15 protein-coding genes are annotated in these 16,980 nt (G+C 36.4%); all 15 read left to right on the forward strand.

Annotated elements, in window-relative coordinates; translation table 11 throughout:
• Window positions 1-199 precede the first annotated feature (199 nt).
• The 15 genes from IGJ41_RS05405 to IGJ41_RS05475 all read left to right on the forward strand — a co-directional run bounded on the left by IGJ41_RS05405 (window position 200) and on the right by IGJ41_RS05475 (window position 16,964).
• Window positions 200-1,036, forward strand: coding sequence for an ABC transporter permease (locus IGJ41_RS05405; protein ID WP_173963573.1), 837 nt, complete (start codon window positions 200-202; stop codon window positions 1,034-1,036).
• Window positions 1,029-1,808 (forward strand): ABC transporter permease, encoded by a 780-nt coding sequence (locus IGJ41_RS05410; RefSeq protein ID WP_002357916.1) that lies wholly within the window; start codon window positions 1,029-1,031, stop codon window positions 1,806-1,808. The genes IGJ41_RS05405 and IGJ41_RS05410 overlap by 8 nt, the downstream gene beginning before the upstream one ends.
• Before the next feature lie 38 nt (window positions 1,809-1,846).
• Complete coding sequence (locus IGJ41_RS05415) at window positions 1,847-2,887, forward strand: ABC transporter ATP-binding protein (protein WP_002384674.1); 1,041 nt, start codon at window positions 1,847-1,849, stop codon at window positions 2,885-2,887.
• 26 nt (window positions 2,888-2,913) lie between these two features.
• Window positions 2,914-3,978 (forward strand): ABC transporter substrate-binding protein, encoded by a 1,065-nt coding sequence (locus IGJ41_RS05420; protein WP_173963572.1) that lies wholly within the window; start codon window positions 2,914-2,916, stop codon window positions 3,976-3,978.
• Window positions 3,954-5,738 carry an adenine deaminase gene (locus IGJ41_RS05425; RefSeq protein ID WP_016615736.1) on the forward strand — a complete coding sequence of 595 codons (1,785 nt, stop codon included), beginning with the start codon at window positions 3,954-3,956 and terminating at the stop codon, window positions 5,736-5,738. The genes IGJ41_RS05420 and IGJ41_RS05425 overlap by 25 nt, the downstream gene beginning before the upstream one ends.
• Window positions 5,722-7,050 carry an amidohydrolase gene (locus tag IGJ41_RS05430; RefSeq protein ID WP_002407117.1) on the forward strand — a complete coding sequence of 443 codons (1,329 nt, stop codon included), beginning with the start codon at window positions 5,722-5,724 and terminating at the stop codon, window positions 7,048-7,050. Before IGJ41_RS05425 ends, IGJ41_RS05430 begins: the two co-directional genes overlap by 17 nt.
• A gap of 184 nt (window positions 7,051-7,234) precedes the next feature.
• Window positions 7,235-8,125, forward strand: coding sequence for a helix-turn-helix domain-containing protein (locus IGJ41_RS05435; RefSeq protein WP_002382193.1), 891 nt, complete (start codon window positions 7,235-7,237; stop codon window positions 8,123-8,125).
• Between the two features lie 219 nt (window positions 8,126-8,344).
• A complete protein-coding gene (locus IGJ41_RS05440) occupies window positions 8,345-9,280 on the forward strand; it encodes an FAD:protein FMN transferase (RefSeq protein WP_289855403.1) in 936 nt (311 codons plus the stop codon).
• 26 nt (window positions 9,281-9,306) lie between these two features.
• Window positions 9,307-9,915, forward strand: a complete 609-nt coding sequence (locus IGJ41_RS05445; RefSeq protein ID WP_173963569.1) for an NADPH-dependent FMN reductase — start codon at window positions 9,307-9,309, stop codon at window positions 9,913-9,915.
• A gap of 18 nt (window positions 9,916-9,933) precedes the next feature.
• Entirely contained in the window at window positions 9,934-11,190 is a 1,257-nt protein-coding gene (locus tag IGJ41_RS05450; protein WP_173963568.1) for an NADPH-dependent oxidoreductase, read from the forward strand.
• Window positions 11,191-11,601: 411 nt separating this feature from the next.
• Complete coding sequence (locus IGJ41_RS05455) at window positions 11,602-13,092, forward strand: helix-turn-helix domain-containing protein (protein ID WP_010707664.1); 1,491 nt, start codon at window positions 11,602-11,604, stop codon at window positions 13,090-13,092.
• Window positions 13,043-13,717 carry a hypothetical protein gene (locus tag IGJ41_RS05460; RefSeq protein WP_173958662.1) on the forward strand — a complete coding sequence of 225 codons (675 nt, stop codon included), beginning with the start codon at window positions 13,043-13,045 and terminating at the stop codon, window positions 13,715-13,717. The genes IGJ41_RS05455 and IGJ41_RS05460 overlap by 50 nt, the downstream gene beginning before the upstream one ends.
• 257 nt (window positions 13,718-13,974) lie before the next feature.
• Complete coding sequence (locus IGJ41_RS05465; protein ID WP_002382198.1) at window positions 13,975-14,865, forward strand: metallophosphoesterase; 891 nt, start codon at window positions 13,975-13,977, stop codon at window positions 14,863-14,865.
• A 291-nt stretch (window positions 14,866-15,156) separates the two neighbouring features.
• Complete coding sequence (locus IGJ41_RS05470; protein WP_002382199.1) at window positions 15,157-16,068, forward strand: ABC transporter permease; 912 nt, start codon at window positions 15,157-15,159, stop codon at window positions 16,066-16,068.
• 14 nt (window positions 16,069-16,082) lie between these two features.
• Complete coding sequence (locus IGJ41_RS05475; RefSeq protein ID WP_104855665.1) at window positions 16,083-16,964, forward strand: carbohydrate ABC transporter permease; 882 nt, start codon at window positions 16,083-16,085, stop codon at window positions 16,962-16,964.
• Window positions 16,965-16,980: the final 16 nt, after the last annotated feature.

The raw sequence follows: 16,980 nt of genomic DNA on the forward strand, positions 1-16,980 counted from the left end.
TAAAAAAGTTGACAAAAAACACAAACAGTTTTGTTTGTGTTTTTTTGTTTAATGTTCGTGTTTTATTTTTTAATAACCTTTTCCGAAAAAATATACGAACGTTCGGGTTTAAAAACGAACAAAAAGATGAAAATGTGTTGAAATATACGTTTTCCTTGCGTATACTGATGAAGTGAAAAAACGAACGAGGAGTGTACGAATGAACAAGAAAGTTCCTTATTTAATTGTGGCACCGGGGCTAGTACTATTATTATTTTTCTTAATGATTCCATTAATTACTAGCATTTTGCCAACCATTTTTACTGATCATGGCTTGACACTAAATCAGTATGTTACTTTTTTTAAAGATGACTATAATGTTTCAATTTTCTGGCGAACGATAAGAGTTTCGTTAATTGTGACGGGGATTTCAATCGTGTTGGGCATTCCAACGGCATACTTTATTGCTAGAGTTTCCAAAAAATGGCGTGGCTTTTTAATGGCTATGACCTTGTTTCCACTATTAACCAACTCAGTTATTCGAAGTTTTGCTTGGATTAACATTTTAGGAAAAAACGGTGTAGTGAATACGTTGTTATTAAAAACAGGCTTAATTGAGCAACCGCTGAATTTATTGTATACAGAATTTGCAATTATTATCGGTTCAGTGTATTTATTTTTACCGACAATGATTATGACCTTAGTTGGGGTTATGGAAAACATTGAAGGAGAAATGCTTGAAGCGGCTGAGACGCTAGGCGCCAATCCAATGACGGCTTTTCGGAAAATTGTTTTACCTTTATCAATTCCAGGCACCATCGTAGGAAGTATATTAGTGTTTACAGGAACTTTAACGGCTTATACGACGCCACAGCTGTTAGGTGGTAACCAAAAAATGATGATGTCGACCTTCTTATATCAAAAGGCTAATACTTTAGGTGATTGGCAATCGGCGAGTGTTCTTGCATTTATTATGATTTTAACAACATTAATTGTGATGAAAGGCCTAGACATGGTCGCTAAGAAAGTAGATCGGAGAGAAGCAAATCATGCGTAAGCAAAAAGGACTATCTGTTATTGCAATTCTAGTTTTTCTGTTTTTATTTTTACCATTATGTTTGATTGTGGTGACTTCTTTTGGAACAGCCGCAGCGATTCAATTTCCGATTAAAGGATTTACTTTAGATTGGTACGCCAAAGCATTACAATCGGAAACGTTTATGGACAGTTTTAAGTTAAGCTTGTTGATTGGGGTATTAGCGACTGTTTTAGCATTAATAGTAGGGATTCCGGCTTCCTATGCGCTGGCACGTTATTCCGTTCGCGGGCGCAACTTTATTAAAAGCTTTTTCTTATCCCCAACTGTGATTCCAGGAATTGTGGTCGGGTATACGTTATTTCAATATATTGTTATTAAATTAGGTTTGCCTGTCTTTCAAGGATTATTAATGGGGCATTTTTTAATTAGTTTGCCTTATATTATTCGAGTGGTTGGGTCAAGTATGGAACAACTAGATTATTCAATGGAAGAAGTAGCTTGGACATTAGGTTGTACAAGATTGCGAGCTTTCATTCAAATTGTTTTACCCAATGTGTCTTCGGGAATTTTTGCAGCCTTTATGTTAGCATTTGTCAATTCGTTTAACAATGTTCCTGTATCGATGTTTTTATCAGGTCCCGGTGTGACGATGCTGCCTACTTCTTTATTAAGTTATATGGAATACAATTATGATCCAACTGTTTCAGCAATTTCTGTATTGTTGATGCTACTAACAATGGGCTTAATGTTTTTAATTGAAAAAACGTTGGGACTGGCTTCCATTGCCTAAAACATGGAAGAAGCACGAGATAGAAAGAGGAGAAAATTTTGACTTTTGTAGATTTAAAAGATATTCGCGTCAGCTATGACGGAAAACAAGATATTTTAAAAGATTTAAATATTTCAATGGAAAAAGGAGAGTTAGTTTCTTTATTAGGACCGAGTGGTTGTGGTAAAACGACTACGCTAAGAGTGATTGCTGGATTAATTAAGCCAAACGACGGACAGTTTTTCGTTGACCAAGAAGAACTAACAAAGGTTCCTGTCCATAAAAGAAACTTCGGGATGGTTTTTCAAAGCTATGCGTTATTTCCCCATTTAACGATTGCAGAAAATGTCGCTTTTGGGCTGAAATTACGCAAAGAAAGCAAACAAACCATGGACCAAAAAGTCACGGAAATGCTAAAAGTATGTGGTTTAGAAAGCTTGGGCGACCGTTATCCAAAACAATTATCTGGTGGTCAAAGACAGCGGGTTGCGCTAGCACGTGCTCTGATTATTGAACCTAAACTATTACTACTAGATGAACCGTTGAGTAATTTAGATGCAAAATTGCGAGTAGCAATGAGGATTGAAATCAAACGGATTCAACAACAATTAGGCATTACGACAGTTTTTGTCACACATGACCAAGAAGAATGTTTTTCTATTTCAGATAAAGTGGCCATTATGAATAATGGCGTGATTGAACAATATGATTCACCAGAAACGATTTATCGTTTGCCTCGTACTAAGTTTGTCGCTGAATTTATCGGTTTTGAAAACTTTTTCTCTGTCGAAAAAATGGAAGCCGGTCATTATCGGACACAAACAAATCAAATAGTGAAAACGACTAATCCTGAACCAAATGTTACAACGACGGTGGCAACGATTCGTCCAGAGGACATTGAGATTGTTTCAGAAGCTGCTACTAATACTGTCGCAGGTACTGTCGCTGTCCGAACATTTTTAGGGAAAAGCTATCAATATGAAGTGGAAACAGCGTTAGGTACATTGCTGGTTAATGGAACAAGTGAACAGTTATATGAAACAAACGAAACCATTCACTTGGCCTTTCCAGCTGAGAAATTAGTTATTTTAGAAAAATAAAAACCATTTTGGAGGAAGATTTAAAAATGAAAAAACGCGTAATTTTAGGGACATTAGTCGCTGTAACGTTATTAATGACTGCTTGTGGAAACAGCGAAGCAACTACGAAAAGCGAGAGTAAAGGTGGAAGTAATGCTTTAGTCGTTTCAACTTTCGGATTAAGTGAAGATATTGTCAAAAAAGACATTATCGCTCCATTTGAAAAAGAGAATGAAGCGAAAGTTACCTTAGAAGTAGGCAATAGCGCAGACCGCTTTACGAAATTAAAAAATAATCCCAATGCGGGAATTGATGTCATTGAATTAGCACAAGCAAATGCAGCACAAGGTGGAAAAGAAGGGTTATTTGAAAAAATTACAGAAAAAGAAGTACCTAATTTAAGTCAGTTAACGCCGGGAGCAAAAGAGGTTTTTGAAAGTGGTGCTGGCGTACCAATCGCTGTAAACAGTATCGGGATTGTTTACAACAAAGAAAAATTAGGCAAAGAAATTAAAAACTGGGATGACTTATGGTCAGCTGATTTGAAAGGTAAAATTTCTGTTCCAGACGTTGCCACGACGGCAGGTCCTTTAATGTTGTACGTTGCTAGTGAACATGCTGGTCAAGATATTACAAAAGATAACGGGAAGGCCGCTTTTGAAGCGATGAAAGAATTAAAACCAAACGTTGTTAAAACGTATTCAAAATCGTCAGACTTAGCTAATATGTTCCAATCTGGTGAAATTGAAGCAGCTGTGGTTGCTGATTTTGCGGTTGATATTATTCAAGGCGCAGCAGAAAACGTGACGTATGTCGTCCCAGAAAGCGGCACGTATGCCAACTATAATACAGTCAATATTCCTAAAAAAGCACAAAACAAAGAAACCGCCTTTAAATTTGTTAACGCACGGATTAGTGAAGAATCACAAAAGGTCAAAGCGATTTCATTAAATGAAGGACCTACAAATCAACAAGTAACGCTAAGCGAAAAAGAAGCGAAAAATAAAACATATGGTGCCATTGCCGAACGTGCCAAAACAGTCGATTTTAATTTTATTAATAGTCAACTAGCGGATTGGATTGATCAATGGAATCGGACGATGAATCAATAGTTTTAGAAAAGAGGGACAAAATGAACGTCGATGTATTACTAAAAAATGTGTGGCTGTATCAAACAGTCACTCAAACATTCGTTCAACGAAATGTTGCGATTAAAAATGATAAATTTTATTACATTTATGAAGAAGAGAACGTCAATTTGCAGCCCAAAAAAACAATTAATGCCGAGAATCAATGGATGATTCCCGGCTTAATTGATGCACACATGCATATTGAAAGTTCCATGACGACACCTACTATTTTTTCCAAAGCAGTAGTGCGTTACGGTGTGACAACGGTGATTGCCGATGCCCATGAAATGGCTAATGTATTTGGCTTAGAAGGCTTAAAAGCTTTTATGGCCGCTGAAACAGAACTAGATATCTTTCACGCAATTCCTTCCTCGGTTCCTTCGACCACTCCCGAATTAGAAACAACTGGTGGGATTATCGGCTTAGCAGAAGTAGCAGAATTACTCAAAGAACCAAAAGTGATTTGTTTAGGGGAAGCCATGAATTTTAAAGGGATTTCCTATGAGCCAGATTCTTTAATTCGTCAAATTATCGATTTGTGTCAAAAACAACGACCAACCATGCCTTTAGAAGGCCACTGTCCTAAAATCGAAGATCAAGAGTTAGCAGATTTTCTATATAGTGGTATCACTTCAGATCATACCCATCAATTTCCTAAAACGTTAAAAGAAAAGATTGAAGCGGGCGTCTTTATTCAATTTCAAAATAAATCAATCACTCCTGAAAATATTCAGGTGATAGTAGACAATGACTTCTACAATTATGCAAGTATTATCACGGATGACGTGATGGCTGATGATTTGCTAAAAGGTCATCTAAATGAAAATGTCAAAAAAGCCGTTCATGCAGGATTGCCTATCGAAAAAGCCATTTATATGGCAACTTATACGCCGGCCAAACGAATGGGTCTCCATGATCGTGGCGAAATTGCACCTGGTAAAAAAGCTGACTTTTTGTTATTAAATGACTTAGAAAGTTTTGATATTAATACGGTTTATAAATCTGGAAAGGTCGTTTTTGAAAAAGGCGAGCCCTTCCATTATCCAGAAAAAATCGAAGAGTTTCCAGCCGCTTACCAACAAACCATCCAATGTAAAAAGTTAACAGAAGAAGATTTACTTTTAAAGGTGGCTACAACAAAAGAAACAGTTCGTTGTAATGTGATTCAAAAACAAGAAATTGGCACATTTACAGAGCGAATTACAAAAGAAATTCCTGTTGAAAATGGATTGTTGCAATGGCAAAAAGCCAACTGTGCCTTATTAATTGTGATGGAACGTTACGGAAAAAATGGCAATATTTCTTTTTCTTTAATGGATCAACCCCTTTCCGAGAAAGGAGCCATTGCGACAACCTGGGCCCATGATCATCATAATTTAATGGTGATGGGTAATACGATTGAGGATATTCTGTTAGCGCAGAATGAATTATTAGCGATGCAAGGCGGCTATTTGGTTGCTTCGGATCAGCAAGTTATGGCAACTTGTCCTTTACCAATTGGTGGGATTTTATCGCAAGCACCGATTGAACAATTAGGCGCTTCTTTACAAAAAGTCCGACAAGCTATGCAAGCGTTAGGCTATCAAAATATGAATGAAATCATGTCTTTTTCTACACTATCATTGCCTGTCTCGCCAGCCATTAAAGTGACAGATTTTGGGATGATGGATACGAAATCACAACGTTTCTATCCATTAGTTTTTCCAGAGGATGGAGTTCTTTTGCATGAAAACACTCATTAAAAATGTGCATATACTAACAATGGATGAGCAATTTTCAGAAATCAAAGCCGGCTATTTAGTGATTGAAGAAGACACAATTGTGGAATTAGCACCAATGACCACACTTGATGAAAAGCGAATGGCTGCAAATCAAGTAATCGATGGTCAAAATGGAATTTTAATGCCTGGGATGATTAACACCCATACCCATGTAGGCATGATTCCGTTTCGTTCGTTAGGAGACGATGTGCCAGATCGACTCCGGCGTTTTCTTTTTCCATTAGAACAATTCATGACAAAAGAATTAGTAGGATGCAGTAGTGATTATGCAATTGCTGAAATGTTACTGAGTGGTATTACGAGCTTTTGTGATATGTATTATTTTGAAGATGAAATTGCTAAAAGTTGCGAAAAAATGAGTGTTCGCGCTTTGCTCGGAGAGACGATTATTGATATGCCCACTTGTGATAGTCCGGAACCTTCAGGCGGTCTTTTTTATGCGGAAACCTTTATTCGCAAGTGGCAAGGTCATCCGTTGATTACGCCTATGCTTGCGCCGCATGCACCGAATACCAACTCACCAGAAGTGTTAGCAAAAATTATTGAACTTAGTCGGCGATACCAAGTTCCTATGACCATGCACGTTGCTGAAATGACTTATGAAATGGCTGAGTTTGAAAAAGCCTATCAAAAAACACCAATTGCTTTCTTAGAAGAACTGGGTTATTTGAGTGAGCCGTTTATTTTAGCGCATTGTATTTTGGCAACAGATGAAGATCTTGCGAGTTTAGCTGCTACTAATGGAAAAGCGCGTGTCGCTCATTGTATCGGTGCGAATACTAAATCAGCCAAAGGCGTAGCGCCGATTAAGCAAATGCTTGATCAAGGGATTATTGTCGGTTTAGGCACGGATGGACCTAGTAGTGGGAATACATTAGATTTATTCACCCAAATGCGTATGGTTGCGAATTTTCATAAGACAGCACACCAAGATCGCTCCTTGTTTCCTGCTAAAGAAATTGTTTATCTGGCAACGATGGGGGGCGCTAAAACGTTAGGCTTGGCGGAGCAAGTCGGCTCATTGGAAGTGGGCAAAAAAGCGGATATAACATTAATTGAAACGCAATCAGTTAATATGTTTCCGATTTTTGATGCCTATTCAGCGTTGGTCTATTCAGCAAATGCTAGCAATGTTGAAGCCGTTTGGGTGAACGGTCAACAGTTAGTTGCCAATAAAGAATTACAACAAGCTAATCTCAAAGAAATCAAGGAAAAATTATATCAGGCCATGAATACGTTTGTGAAAGAAGCTAAAAAAAGAGCTGCTCTCTAAACAAAGCAAGTATGACGTATCGGATTGATTAAATAACGCTGAATTGACGTTTAGTGATTCAGGTTCTAATAGAGCGCAGACAAACTTTTAATGAAAGAGTTGTCTGTGTTCTTTTTTGTTATAAACATTTTTCTTTTTCTATATATATTTTTAAGGTAAGTTGTATTATAGTAAGTTTGAGAAGATGAGAATGAGAGGAAAAGCAATGAATATACAACGGTTTATAGAAAAACGCAAAGCACGTGGTTTGTCGCAAAGTGAATTGGCTAAAGGGATTTGTACGCAAGTTACGGTTAGTCGCTTTGAAAAGAATGGTCAAGTCCCGACTTTAAAAATATTGATCCAACTATGTAATCGTTTAGAGCTACCTTTGGGTGAACTCTTCCCGCGCGTAGGGATTAAACAACCTGAAATTCTTGAAAAAATGGAAGAAGCAGAATTCTTCTTGATTACCAGCGAACATGACCAATTGCAAACAATTTTAAAAAATATTCCTTTTGATGAAATCAAAGATTCCCAACTGTTATTAGAATATTATTATTTACAAGGCTTTGTCATGATTTTTCAAAATGCTTCGTTGATGGATTGCTTATTTACCTTTGAAAAACTTCTGTTTGAAGAGCAAAAATACACGAGCGATATTTACCGTTTGTTAGCTTTTACTGGAATTGGCATGGCCTATGCCAAAGAAGGCGAAATTGAGAAAGCCGAATTTTATTTCAATAAGGTCTTCAAGGAAATATATCTTTATACTATTCAATCAATGGAAGATACTTGGCGAGTATTAAATGTTGTCTTTCACTGTGGTGTTTTTTATGCAGAAAAAGGCGATTTAGAAACAAGTGATGCTTTGTTAGAGTATGCGATTTCCATCTGTTCTGATAATCACGTCACGTATTACTTGGCAAGAGCAGCTTTCCAACTTGCGAAAAATGCCTTAGCTGAAGAAAAGCCGCAAGAACAAATTTTAGAACTACTACAAGATGCCCGCGCGTATGCAAAAATCAATAAAAACCGCATCTTGTTGGAAGCAATTCAAACATTGAAAGAAACAATTTTATCTAAGAATAATTAGTTTATATAGAAAATTATATATTTATTTTCAAAATATAATAAAAAAAGCGTTTTTTAAAAGAGTTCAAGACATGTTACGACCTTAAATGAAAATTTTAAGGTCGTTATTTTATATAAAAAAATATATAAACGACTTGACTGGCATCAAATAAAGGCGTATGATTCATTTGTGAATAAATGTGAAATAAAACACAATATTTCGTGGAGAGGAAGTCTTGAGGTGCAACAAAGTCAAACTATTTATTTGATGGGCACAGTAATAGATGTATTTGTAGACCATGAAGAACCTGAAAAAATTCTAGAAGAAGTGCATCAACGATTGATCACTTATGAACAACGTTTTAGTGCAAATGATTCAACTTCGGAACTGATGGCTGTCAATCAACAAGCTGGGCAAAAACCAGTCAGCGTTCATCCAGAGTTGTATCAATTAATTGCATTAGGGAAAAAACATAGTTGTGATCCAGCTAGTCATTTGAATGTTACCATTGGCCCGTTAGTTCAAACATGGCGAATCGGTTTTAAAGATGCCCGTGTCCCGTCAGAAGAGGAAATTAAAGCCTGTTTGAAAAAAATTAATCCAGAAAAGATTCACTTAAATCCCTTAAAACAAACGGTTTTTTTGGAAGAAGAAGGAATGAAATTAGATCTGGGGGCTTTAGCAAAAGGCTATATCGCTGATTTACTAATTTCCTATTTGAAAGAAGTCCATGTGACGTCTGCTTTGATTAATCTGGGCGGCAATATTGTGACGTTGGGGCCCTCTACGCATCAAAACAAAAAATGGCGAATTGGTATTCGCAATCCGCAAGAATCCAGAGAAACAATCAGCTTACTTGTCGAAGTGGCTAATCAATCGGTTGTGACGTCGGGCATTTATGAAAGAAGTTTAACCGAAGCTGGGCGAGTCTATCACCATTTGTTGGATCCGACAACCGGATATCCATTGGAAACTGAAATGGCCAGCATCACAATTATCTCGGATGCTTCAGTGGATGGTGAGATTTGGACAACGCGTTTATTTGGTTATCCAATTCCAGAAGCGCTTGAAATCCTCAATCAACTAGATGGGATTGAAGGAGTCATCATTACACAAGACCAGCAAATTTTATATAGCAGTGGGTTAGCAGATACTCTTCACATTATCCATTCATAGAACCGAAAAAGAAAGGACAGCTCATTATGAAAAAAATTATCGGCTTAGTAGGAACGAACTCAGAGCAATCAACCAATCGTCAACTTTTGCAATTTATGCAACACTATTTTGCGCAGGAGGCTGACATTGAACTAGTTGAAATTGTTGACTTTCCTATGTTTAACAAGCCAGAAGACAAAGTTTTGCCAGAAATAGTTAAAACGGTTGCTGAAAAAATTGAAGCAGCAGATGGCGTCATTATCAGTACGCCTGAATATGACCATGCGGTGCCGGCTTCTTTGATGAATGCCCTAAGTTGGCTATCTTACGGGATTTTTCCGTTTGTTGATAAACCAGTTATGATTACTGGTGCATCTTATGGCACGTTAGGTTCCTCTAGAGCACAAGCGCATCTGCGTCAAATTTTAGATGCTCCTGAATTGAAAGCACGAATTATGCCAAGCTCTGAATTTCTATTAGCGCATTCCTTACAAGCTTTTGATGAAAACAATGCGTTAAAAGATTCAGAACAAATAGATAAACTAGCTGGTTTGTTTGCAGATTTTTGTGTATTTATTGAAATTACAGAACAGCTGAAACATGCGCATGCGCAAAACAAACAAGAAGCAGAAAATTTCTCATGGGAAACGATTTAACGAAATGGAGTGAATAAAATGAAATTAATTGGGATCGTCGGATCAAATGCTGATTCTTCTTATAATCGGTTACTACTGCAATATATTGGCAAAGAGTTTTATAAAATGTTCGACTTGGAAATTTTAGAAATTAAAGATATTCCAATGTTTAATCAAAGTAAGGATCAAACGAACAGTGTCTTGATTCAGAATATGAATCGCAAAATTTTACAAGCAGACGGCGTAATTATTGCGACGCCCGAACATAACCATACCATTCCTGCCGGTTTGAAAAGTGTGTTAGAATGGTTATCTTTCAAAATTCATCCGCTGGAAAATAAACCAGTAATGATTGTTGGTTGCTCTTATTATGATCAAGGAACCTCACGTGCGCAATTACATCTCCGTCAAATTCTTGATGCACCTGGTGTCAATGCGATCGTGATGCCTGGAAACGAGTTTTTATTAGGGAAAGCTAAAGAAGCATTTGATGAAAACGGCAACTTAATTGCGGAGGGAACACGTCAATTTTTAGAAAGCACATTACAAAAATTCGTGGAATTCATTGATGTGATTTCAAAATTAGAAGGGGCTAAGCCAAAAGACTTACCTGAAGATTTACATGCAAAAGGAACCATTGAAACAACGATCGAAGGGGTTGATATGGCAGCAGATGATTGGGTAGAACAAGCAGCAGAAGCGGTTCAGGCTGTTGAAGGCGACACATACGTAAAATTAGATCGAGGCATTTTAACCGTTGATCAGCTAAATTATTTCTTAAAATCAATGCCAATGGAATTGACTTACGCAGACAGTAACAATCAATTTTTATATTACAATAAAAAAATGGCTGCTGAAGAAATGTTTGCTAAACGGCAACCAGGACAAGTTGGTAATCCATTAGCGAATTGCCATCCACCAAAAGCATTGAAAAATGTAGAATGGGTGATTCAGCAATTACGGTCAGGAAAAACAGATGTTATTCGCGTTCATGTTCCAATGCACGGACCAGATACCTATGTAGTGCATAACTATCAAGCGATGTATGATGATAATGGAAATTACGCGGGAATTAATGAGTATATTTTAGACTTTAAACCAATTGTTGATTGGTATTTAAAACAAACTGGGCAAGAATTAGTCGGTGGAAAAAACGTCGATGCAGTCAGTGGTGCCTCCAAAAAAGAAGCGCCAGAAACGGCAGATAGTGTCTCAAGTGCATCAGTCCATGAAGAAGAGTCAGCGATCGAAAAGCCAACAGTTGACAGCGTTTCTAGCGCTTCAATTAAAGAGTAAAATAACAGCAAAAAATAGCGGCAACAAGTAGTCATACTGTATTCAGATTAGCAATGCCAAATGAGGACTTTTATTGACAGAAGCTGATACTTAAAAGAGTAAGAACTTTATAGGAAGATAGTATAGAAGACGAACCAAAAGTTTCAATCATTTTTGACGAATAGGCTAGAAAAGAAACAGAAAATTAGTCAAACAAATCAGCTTTTCTTTAAATTTAAAGTAAAAAAATAACAAAAAAAGCCTCCTTGGTGACGCAAGGGGGCTTTTTTTGGTTAAAATAATACTTTTCTATGAAGATTCCTAAATATTGAAAGAATCATTTTTAAATTTGTGGAAAAAATAAGCAAGATTGACACTCACGTCTTGTTAAAAAAATAGATACTTAAGGCGTGATAGTTTGGAGTTGAAAATGTGACTACTTTGTTAGATGAATTATTAGACCAAGAATTCCGAGATAAATTACTTATTTATCAAACTTTTATGAATAGTGAAGGTCCATTATTAAAAGAAGAATTTTATGGATATTTTGATTTATCCACTCAAAAGTTAGAATCGTTGTGCCGTCAAATAAATTATGAATGTACACAGATTTCTTCAAGGAGTCAAATTCTTTTTCCAGCTAAAGGACTGATTAGTGCGCAAAAATTATCGCAAATTGATTATCAAGCCTTAAGAAAATATTATTTTGATCAATCACTAATGGCCAAGTTGCTTCTTGATGTGGGCCTCTATCAAAAGCACACGATTCAAGAATTTTCTCAAATTCATTTTATGAGCAAAAGCAAAATTTATGCCTTCTCGTATAAGCTAAATCTGATTTTAGCTAATTGGCGTATTAAATTAAAGTCAACAGGCTTGGTTGGAGAAGAGAAAAATATCCGAAGTTTTTGTTTTCAATGCTTGTATTATTTTTATGGAAGTAATCAAGAAAGGCTGCCTAACATTTTGCTGGAAAATAGTCCTGGCATTAAACGATTTATAAACGATTTACAACTGATGTATCAAAGAACGTTTAGTCTTAATCAAAGCGCACAACTATTTATTCTTTTAACGATCCAACGTTTTCGTGTATTTTCTGATCATGTAGTGGACTCTTTTACGGAAGTTCATGTGCCTAGCTGTTTACAGCATGCGTTTGAAAAAATCTATACAAGTGAAACACCTCTTTTTAAAGAGGATTTTGGCAAAGAGACTTCATATATTTTTCTTTTTTTAAGTTTAAATGAATACATTGATAGTCCGATTGTTTTTCCAGATAAGTTAACCATGTTAGACGAATTTATTGATCATATGAATAGTGTTATTCCTTTCTTTGAAAAGCGAATTACGGTGGAAACAAAAGAAAAATTAAAGTTGATTTGTTATCGCTGGGACCGCCTATACTTTTCGGTGGCTGCATTTATTCCCGCCAAGCAGAGCAGTTTCTTTGAAGAGCGGTTTCCTCAAATTCATCGCGCCTTAGATGGTTTTATACAAAAGACAGAGTCGCTGTATCAAAAACGATTTTTAATGTATGAACGCGTGCATCTATACTATGATTTTATGTTTTGTTTGTTAAATGATCGGTCTTTTTGCGCAATTGAAAAAACGATTCATGTATTTGTTGATTTTTCTGGTGGGGAGGATTATAACCGCTTTATTGCAAAAATTATTGCTTCTTTCAATTATATGGATGTCATGATTGATCACAAATTAACCTTAGAAACCGATTTGTATTTGTCCGATTTTTATAGTTCGAAAGTACGGTGTCGTCAATTGACATGGCGTCATTTGCCGGAAACAAAAGATTGGCAAGTATTTGCTGAGGTAGTCAGAGAACTAAGAAAGGGAGAGACTCAGAAAAATGAGCACTATGGGAGAGACCCAATCGAGATGTGGCGAGAACAAGAATACGAAGGATAGTCAATTGAGACAAGCAGGTAACTATAAAGATTTAACTGGTCAAAAGTTTGGTGAGTTGACAGTAGTAGCACCAACGACAAAAAGAAAAGAAGGGCTAATTGTTTGGGCCTGTCGCTGTTCTTGTGGGAGCTATGCAGAAGCTTCAAGAAGACAACTAATTCGTGGGTATCGAACCAAATGTGCGCACCATCGCTATCAAACAATGTTAAAAAAAAACTATCATGAATTAGTCGTGGTACGGATCGAAAGTATTCAACAGACAATGAAAGCGTATTGTCTGTGTTCGTGCGGACAAGCTTGCTGGGTTCGCTGTGAAAATTTGTTGAATGGCCATACCAAAAGCTGCGGTCATCGTAAAAAGAAGGATTACCGACAAAGAGTTGCTGGTGTAATTCCAGGGAAGTTGCAAAGTAAACGCCCCAAAAATAATAGCAGCGGACACAAAGGAGTGAGCCAGACCGCTTCTGGGAAATGGCTGGCTTATATCTCTTTGAAAGGCAAGCGTCATAACTTAGGTATCTTTACGAAAAAAAGTGAAGCAATTTTAGCAAGAAAATTAGCAGAACGTCGTCTATTTCAACCAATTTTACAACAAGAAATAGTGACTACAAATAAGGAAGTTTAGCAACAGAGAGGATGCGAAAGATGTTAGCAGGCTTATTTTCAGTAACTGGAATGATTTTATTGGGGATTTTATTTTGCTTAATTGGTTATCAAACGTTTCGAAAACATCATCATTAAGAGAAGAATGTTCTAGCTAGATAATTTCATCGACAGATGAAATTATCTAGCTTTTTTTATAAAAAAGCTAAGAAAAGGATAAGAGATTGTGGAAATTCTTTAGGTTGTTTAACAAAGCCTTAATTTCCTCTGTTTTAGATTGTGGTTAAGAAGATTTTTCTCTATACTAAGTCTTCGGAAATCAAAGAAAAGAAAGGAGCGAGTGATGTGGTTAAAAAAATTGGTTTAAGTATAATGCTCTTATTTTTTTTCTTAATTATCGCACTCCCAATCTATGCGTGGAAGATTGAGCCGAATTTAGTTCACGTTAATCAGGTGACTTTGGGAAAGAAAAATCAACGAGAACCATTGAATGTTGTGCAACTTTCGGATATACAAGTTTCAGAATTTTATGAGACGAAGCGGTTAGATAAAGTCATAAAAAAAGTCAATCGTGAAAAACCAGATATTATCGTTTTTACAGGTGATTTATTTGACAATTATGCCAAAAATCCGCAACAAAAAGAACCGATGATTGAAAAATTAAAACAGTTGCAAGCGACAATTGGAAAATATGCAGTTTGGGGAAATCATGATTATGGTGGCGGTGCTTCTGGGGTGTATGATGAAGTCATGGAGGCCAGTGGCTTTACCGTTATGAAAAACCAAGGAGAAACAGTAACCCTAGCAGATGGACGCCGTCTTTTTATTGGTGGTTTAGATGACTCGTTATTAGGAAATCCTTCCGTTTCAGAAACATTATCCTATCGAGAAACGTATGACTATGCGTTATTAATGACCCATGAACCAGATGTCGCGGATGCATTTATTGGTACGGGTACACAGTTAGTTTTAGCAGGACATAGCCATGGCGGACAAATTTGGATTCCTTTTTATCCAATCACAAATGTTTTAGCAGAAAAGTATACCAGAGGATTGTATCAGTTGGACCAAGAAACGCAACTATATGTTAATACAGGCTTAGGAACGACCGCCATTCATGCCCGTTTTGGAGTGATCCCTGAAATTACACATTTTACTATCTATATTTAAAAAGTCTGGTCGGATTGACCAGACTTTTTTCTGTTATTTAACAGAATTATTTTTAAGAAAAAGATGTTCATATTTTGGTGAAACGTTTCTATAAAATGCTTTAAAATATCTAGAAAAGAGTATTTTTATGGAAAAAGAAGCAGGGAAAATAATTTCTTTATAAATGGTCTATAGCGCTTTTTAATGCTGTTATTTTTAAATAAAACCATAATGTAAGGGTTTACAACTGTTTGAAGTGAATGTATAATCTGTTTGTAGAAACGTTTCACTAAAAAGAAAGGAACCCTGCTTATGAAAAAACTAAAAAAGTTTTATGATCAGCGGCAATTGCATTGGATGGTACTTCCGGGTGTAGCATTCATGATTGTCTTTAACTACATTCCAATTTATGGAATTATCATTGCTTTTAAAAATTATACGATTGTTGATACGGTTTCTTCTGCACCATGGGTTGGACTTGAAAATTTTCGAATCATTATGGAAGATAGTTTTTTTTGGGAAGCAGTTCGTAATACCTTAGCGATTAGTTTAATGAAACTTTTTTTAGGATTCGCTATTCCGATTATCTTAGCAGTAATGATTTTTGAAATGAGAGATGGACATTTAAAAAAAGTGATTCAGACGATTTCTTATATTCCGCACTTTTTTTCTTGGATCGTTTTAGGCGGGATGTTGATTTCGTGGCTTTCAACAAATGGCTTTATCAACCAAGTCATGATGTCGTTAGGCTTAATGAATCAGGGCGTCAATCATTTGTTAGATCCTGATAAGTATTGGTGGATTGCTGTTCTTTCTGATTTGTGGAAAGAAGTAGGTTGGGGCACGATTCTCTATCTTGCTGGCATGTCTCGCATTGATCCAACGTTTTATGAAGCGGCGAGAATTGATGGTGCTTCAAAATTAACACAAATCCGAACGATTACTTTGCCCTTATTAGCGCCGATTATTTCGTTGAACTTAATTCTAAATGTTAGCGGTTTATTGGGATCGAACTTAGATCAAACGTTGGTTTTAATGAATGCTCAAAACCAAAACAAATCAGAAGTAATTAATTCATTTGTTTATCGTATGGGGCTAACGCAAGGGGACTTTTCTTATGCGACGGCAGTTGGTTTAGGTATTTCCGTTATTTCAATTGTTTTATTAGTCATTACAGATCGCATTACTAGAAAAATGAACAATGGTCGGTCGGTTATTTTATAAAGGAGGCAACAGCTGTGATTAAAAGAAAATCAAAAGAAAACAAATGGTTTTACTTTTTCAATACGTTAATTCTTGTGTTGTTTTCTTTATTAATTATCGTACCAATTTGGAATATTTTAGTTTCCTCAGTTTCGTCAAGTTCGGGTTTAGCTGGTAAAGGCTTGGTTTTATGGCCGAAAGGATTTACGCTAGAAAATTATCGGAAAGTTTTTTCGGATAGTAGCATTCCGCGAGCGTTTTTGATTTCTGTTTTAAAAACAGTTATTGGTGCGTCGACGCATACACTGTTCTGTGCAATTGTCGCCTATGGACTTAGTAAAACTAGACTAGTCGGGCGTAACATTTATACAACGATGGGTGTTATTACAATGTACTTTGGTGGGGGCATGATTCCCACGTATCTTTTGATTAAGTCATTAGGACTCTTAGATACCTTCTGGGTATATATCATTCCAGCTTTATTTAGCTATTATGATGTAGTTATCTTAATGAACTTTTTCCGAGAAATTCCACCATCTTTAGAAGAATCCGCCAAAATAGACGGCGCCAGTGAATTTCAAATTTTTTATAAAATCTTTTTACCTTTAACAAAACCGGCATTAGCCACCATTATTTTATTTAATGGGGTTGGTCAATGGAATGACTTTATGACCACGAAATTATACATTACCAAAGAATATCTGTATCCATTGCAGATGAAAATTTATGAAATTATTGTTCAATCAAACTTGAGTACCATGACAGAGAGCGGCAGTACAGATATGGTGGTGCAGGCAACGACACGTGGTGTTCAGCTGGCAACAATTGTCATTACAACGATACCAATTTTAATCATTTATCCATTACTACAAAAACACTTTATCGGCGGTATGATGGCCGGTGCAGTAAAAGAATAAAGAAAGTAGGGAACAA

This window comes from Enterococcus sp. DIV1537a (genome assembly GCF_051712085.1).
GTDB lineage: Bacteria > Bacillota > Bacilli > Lactobacillales > Enterococcaceae > Enterococcus > Enterococcus faecalis.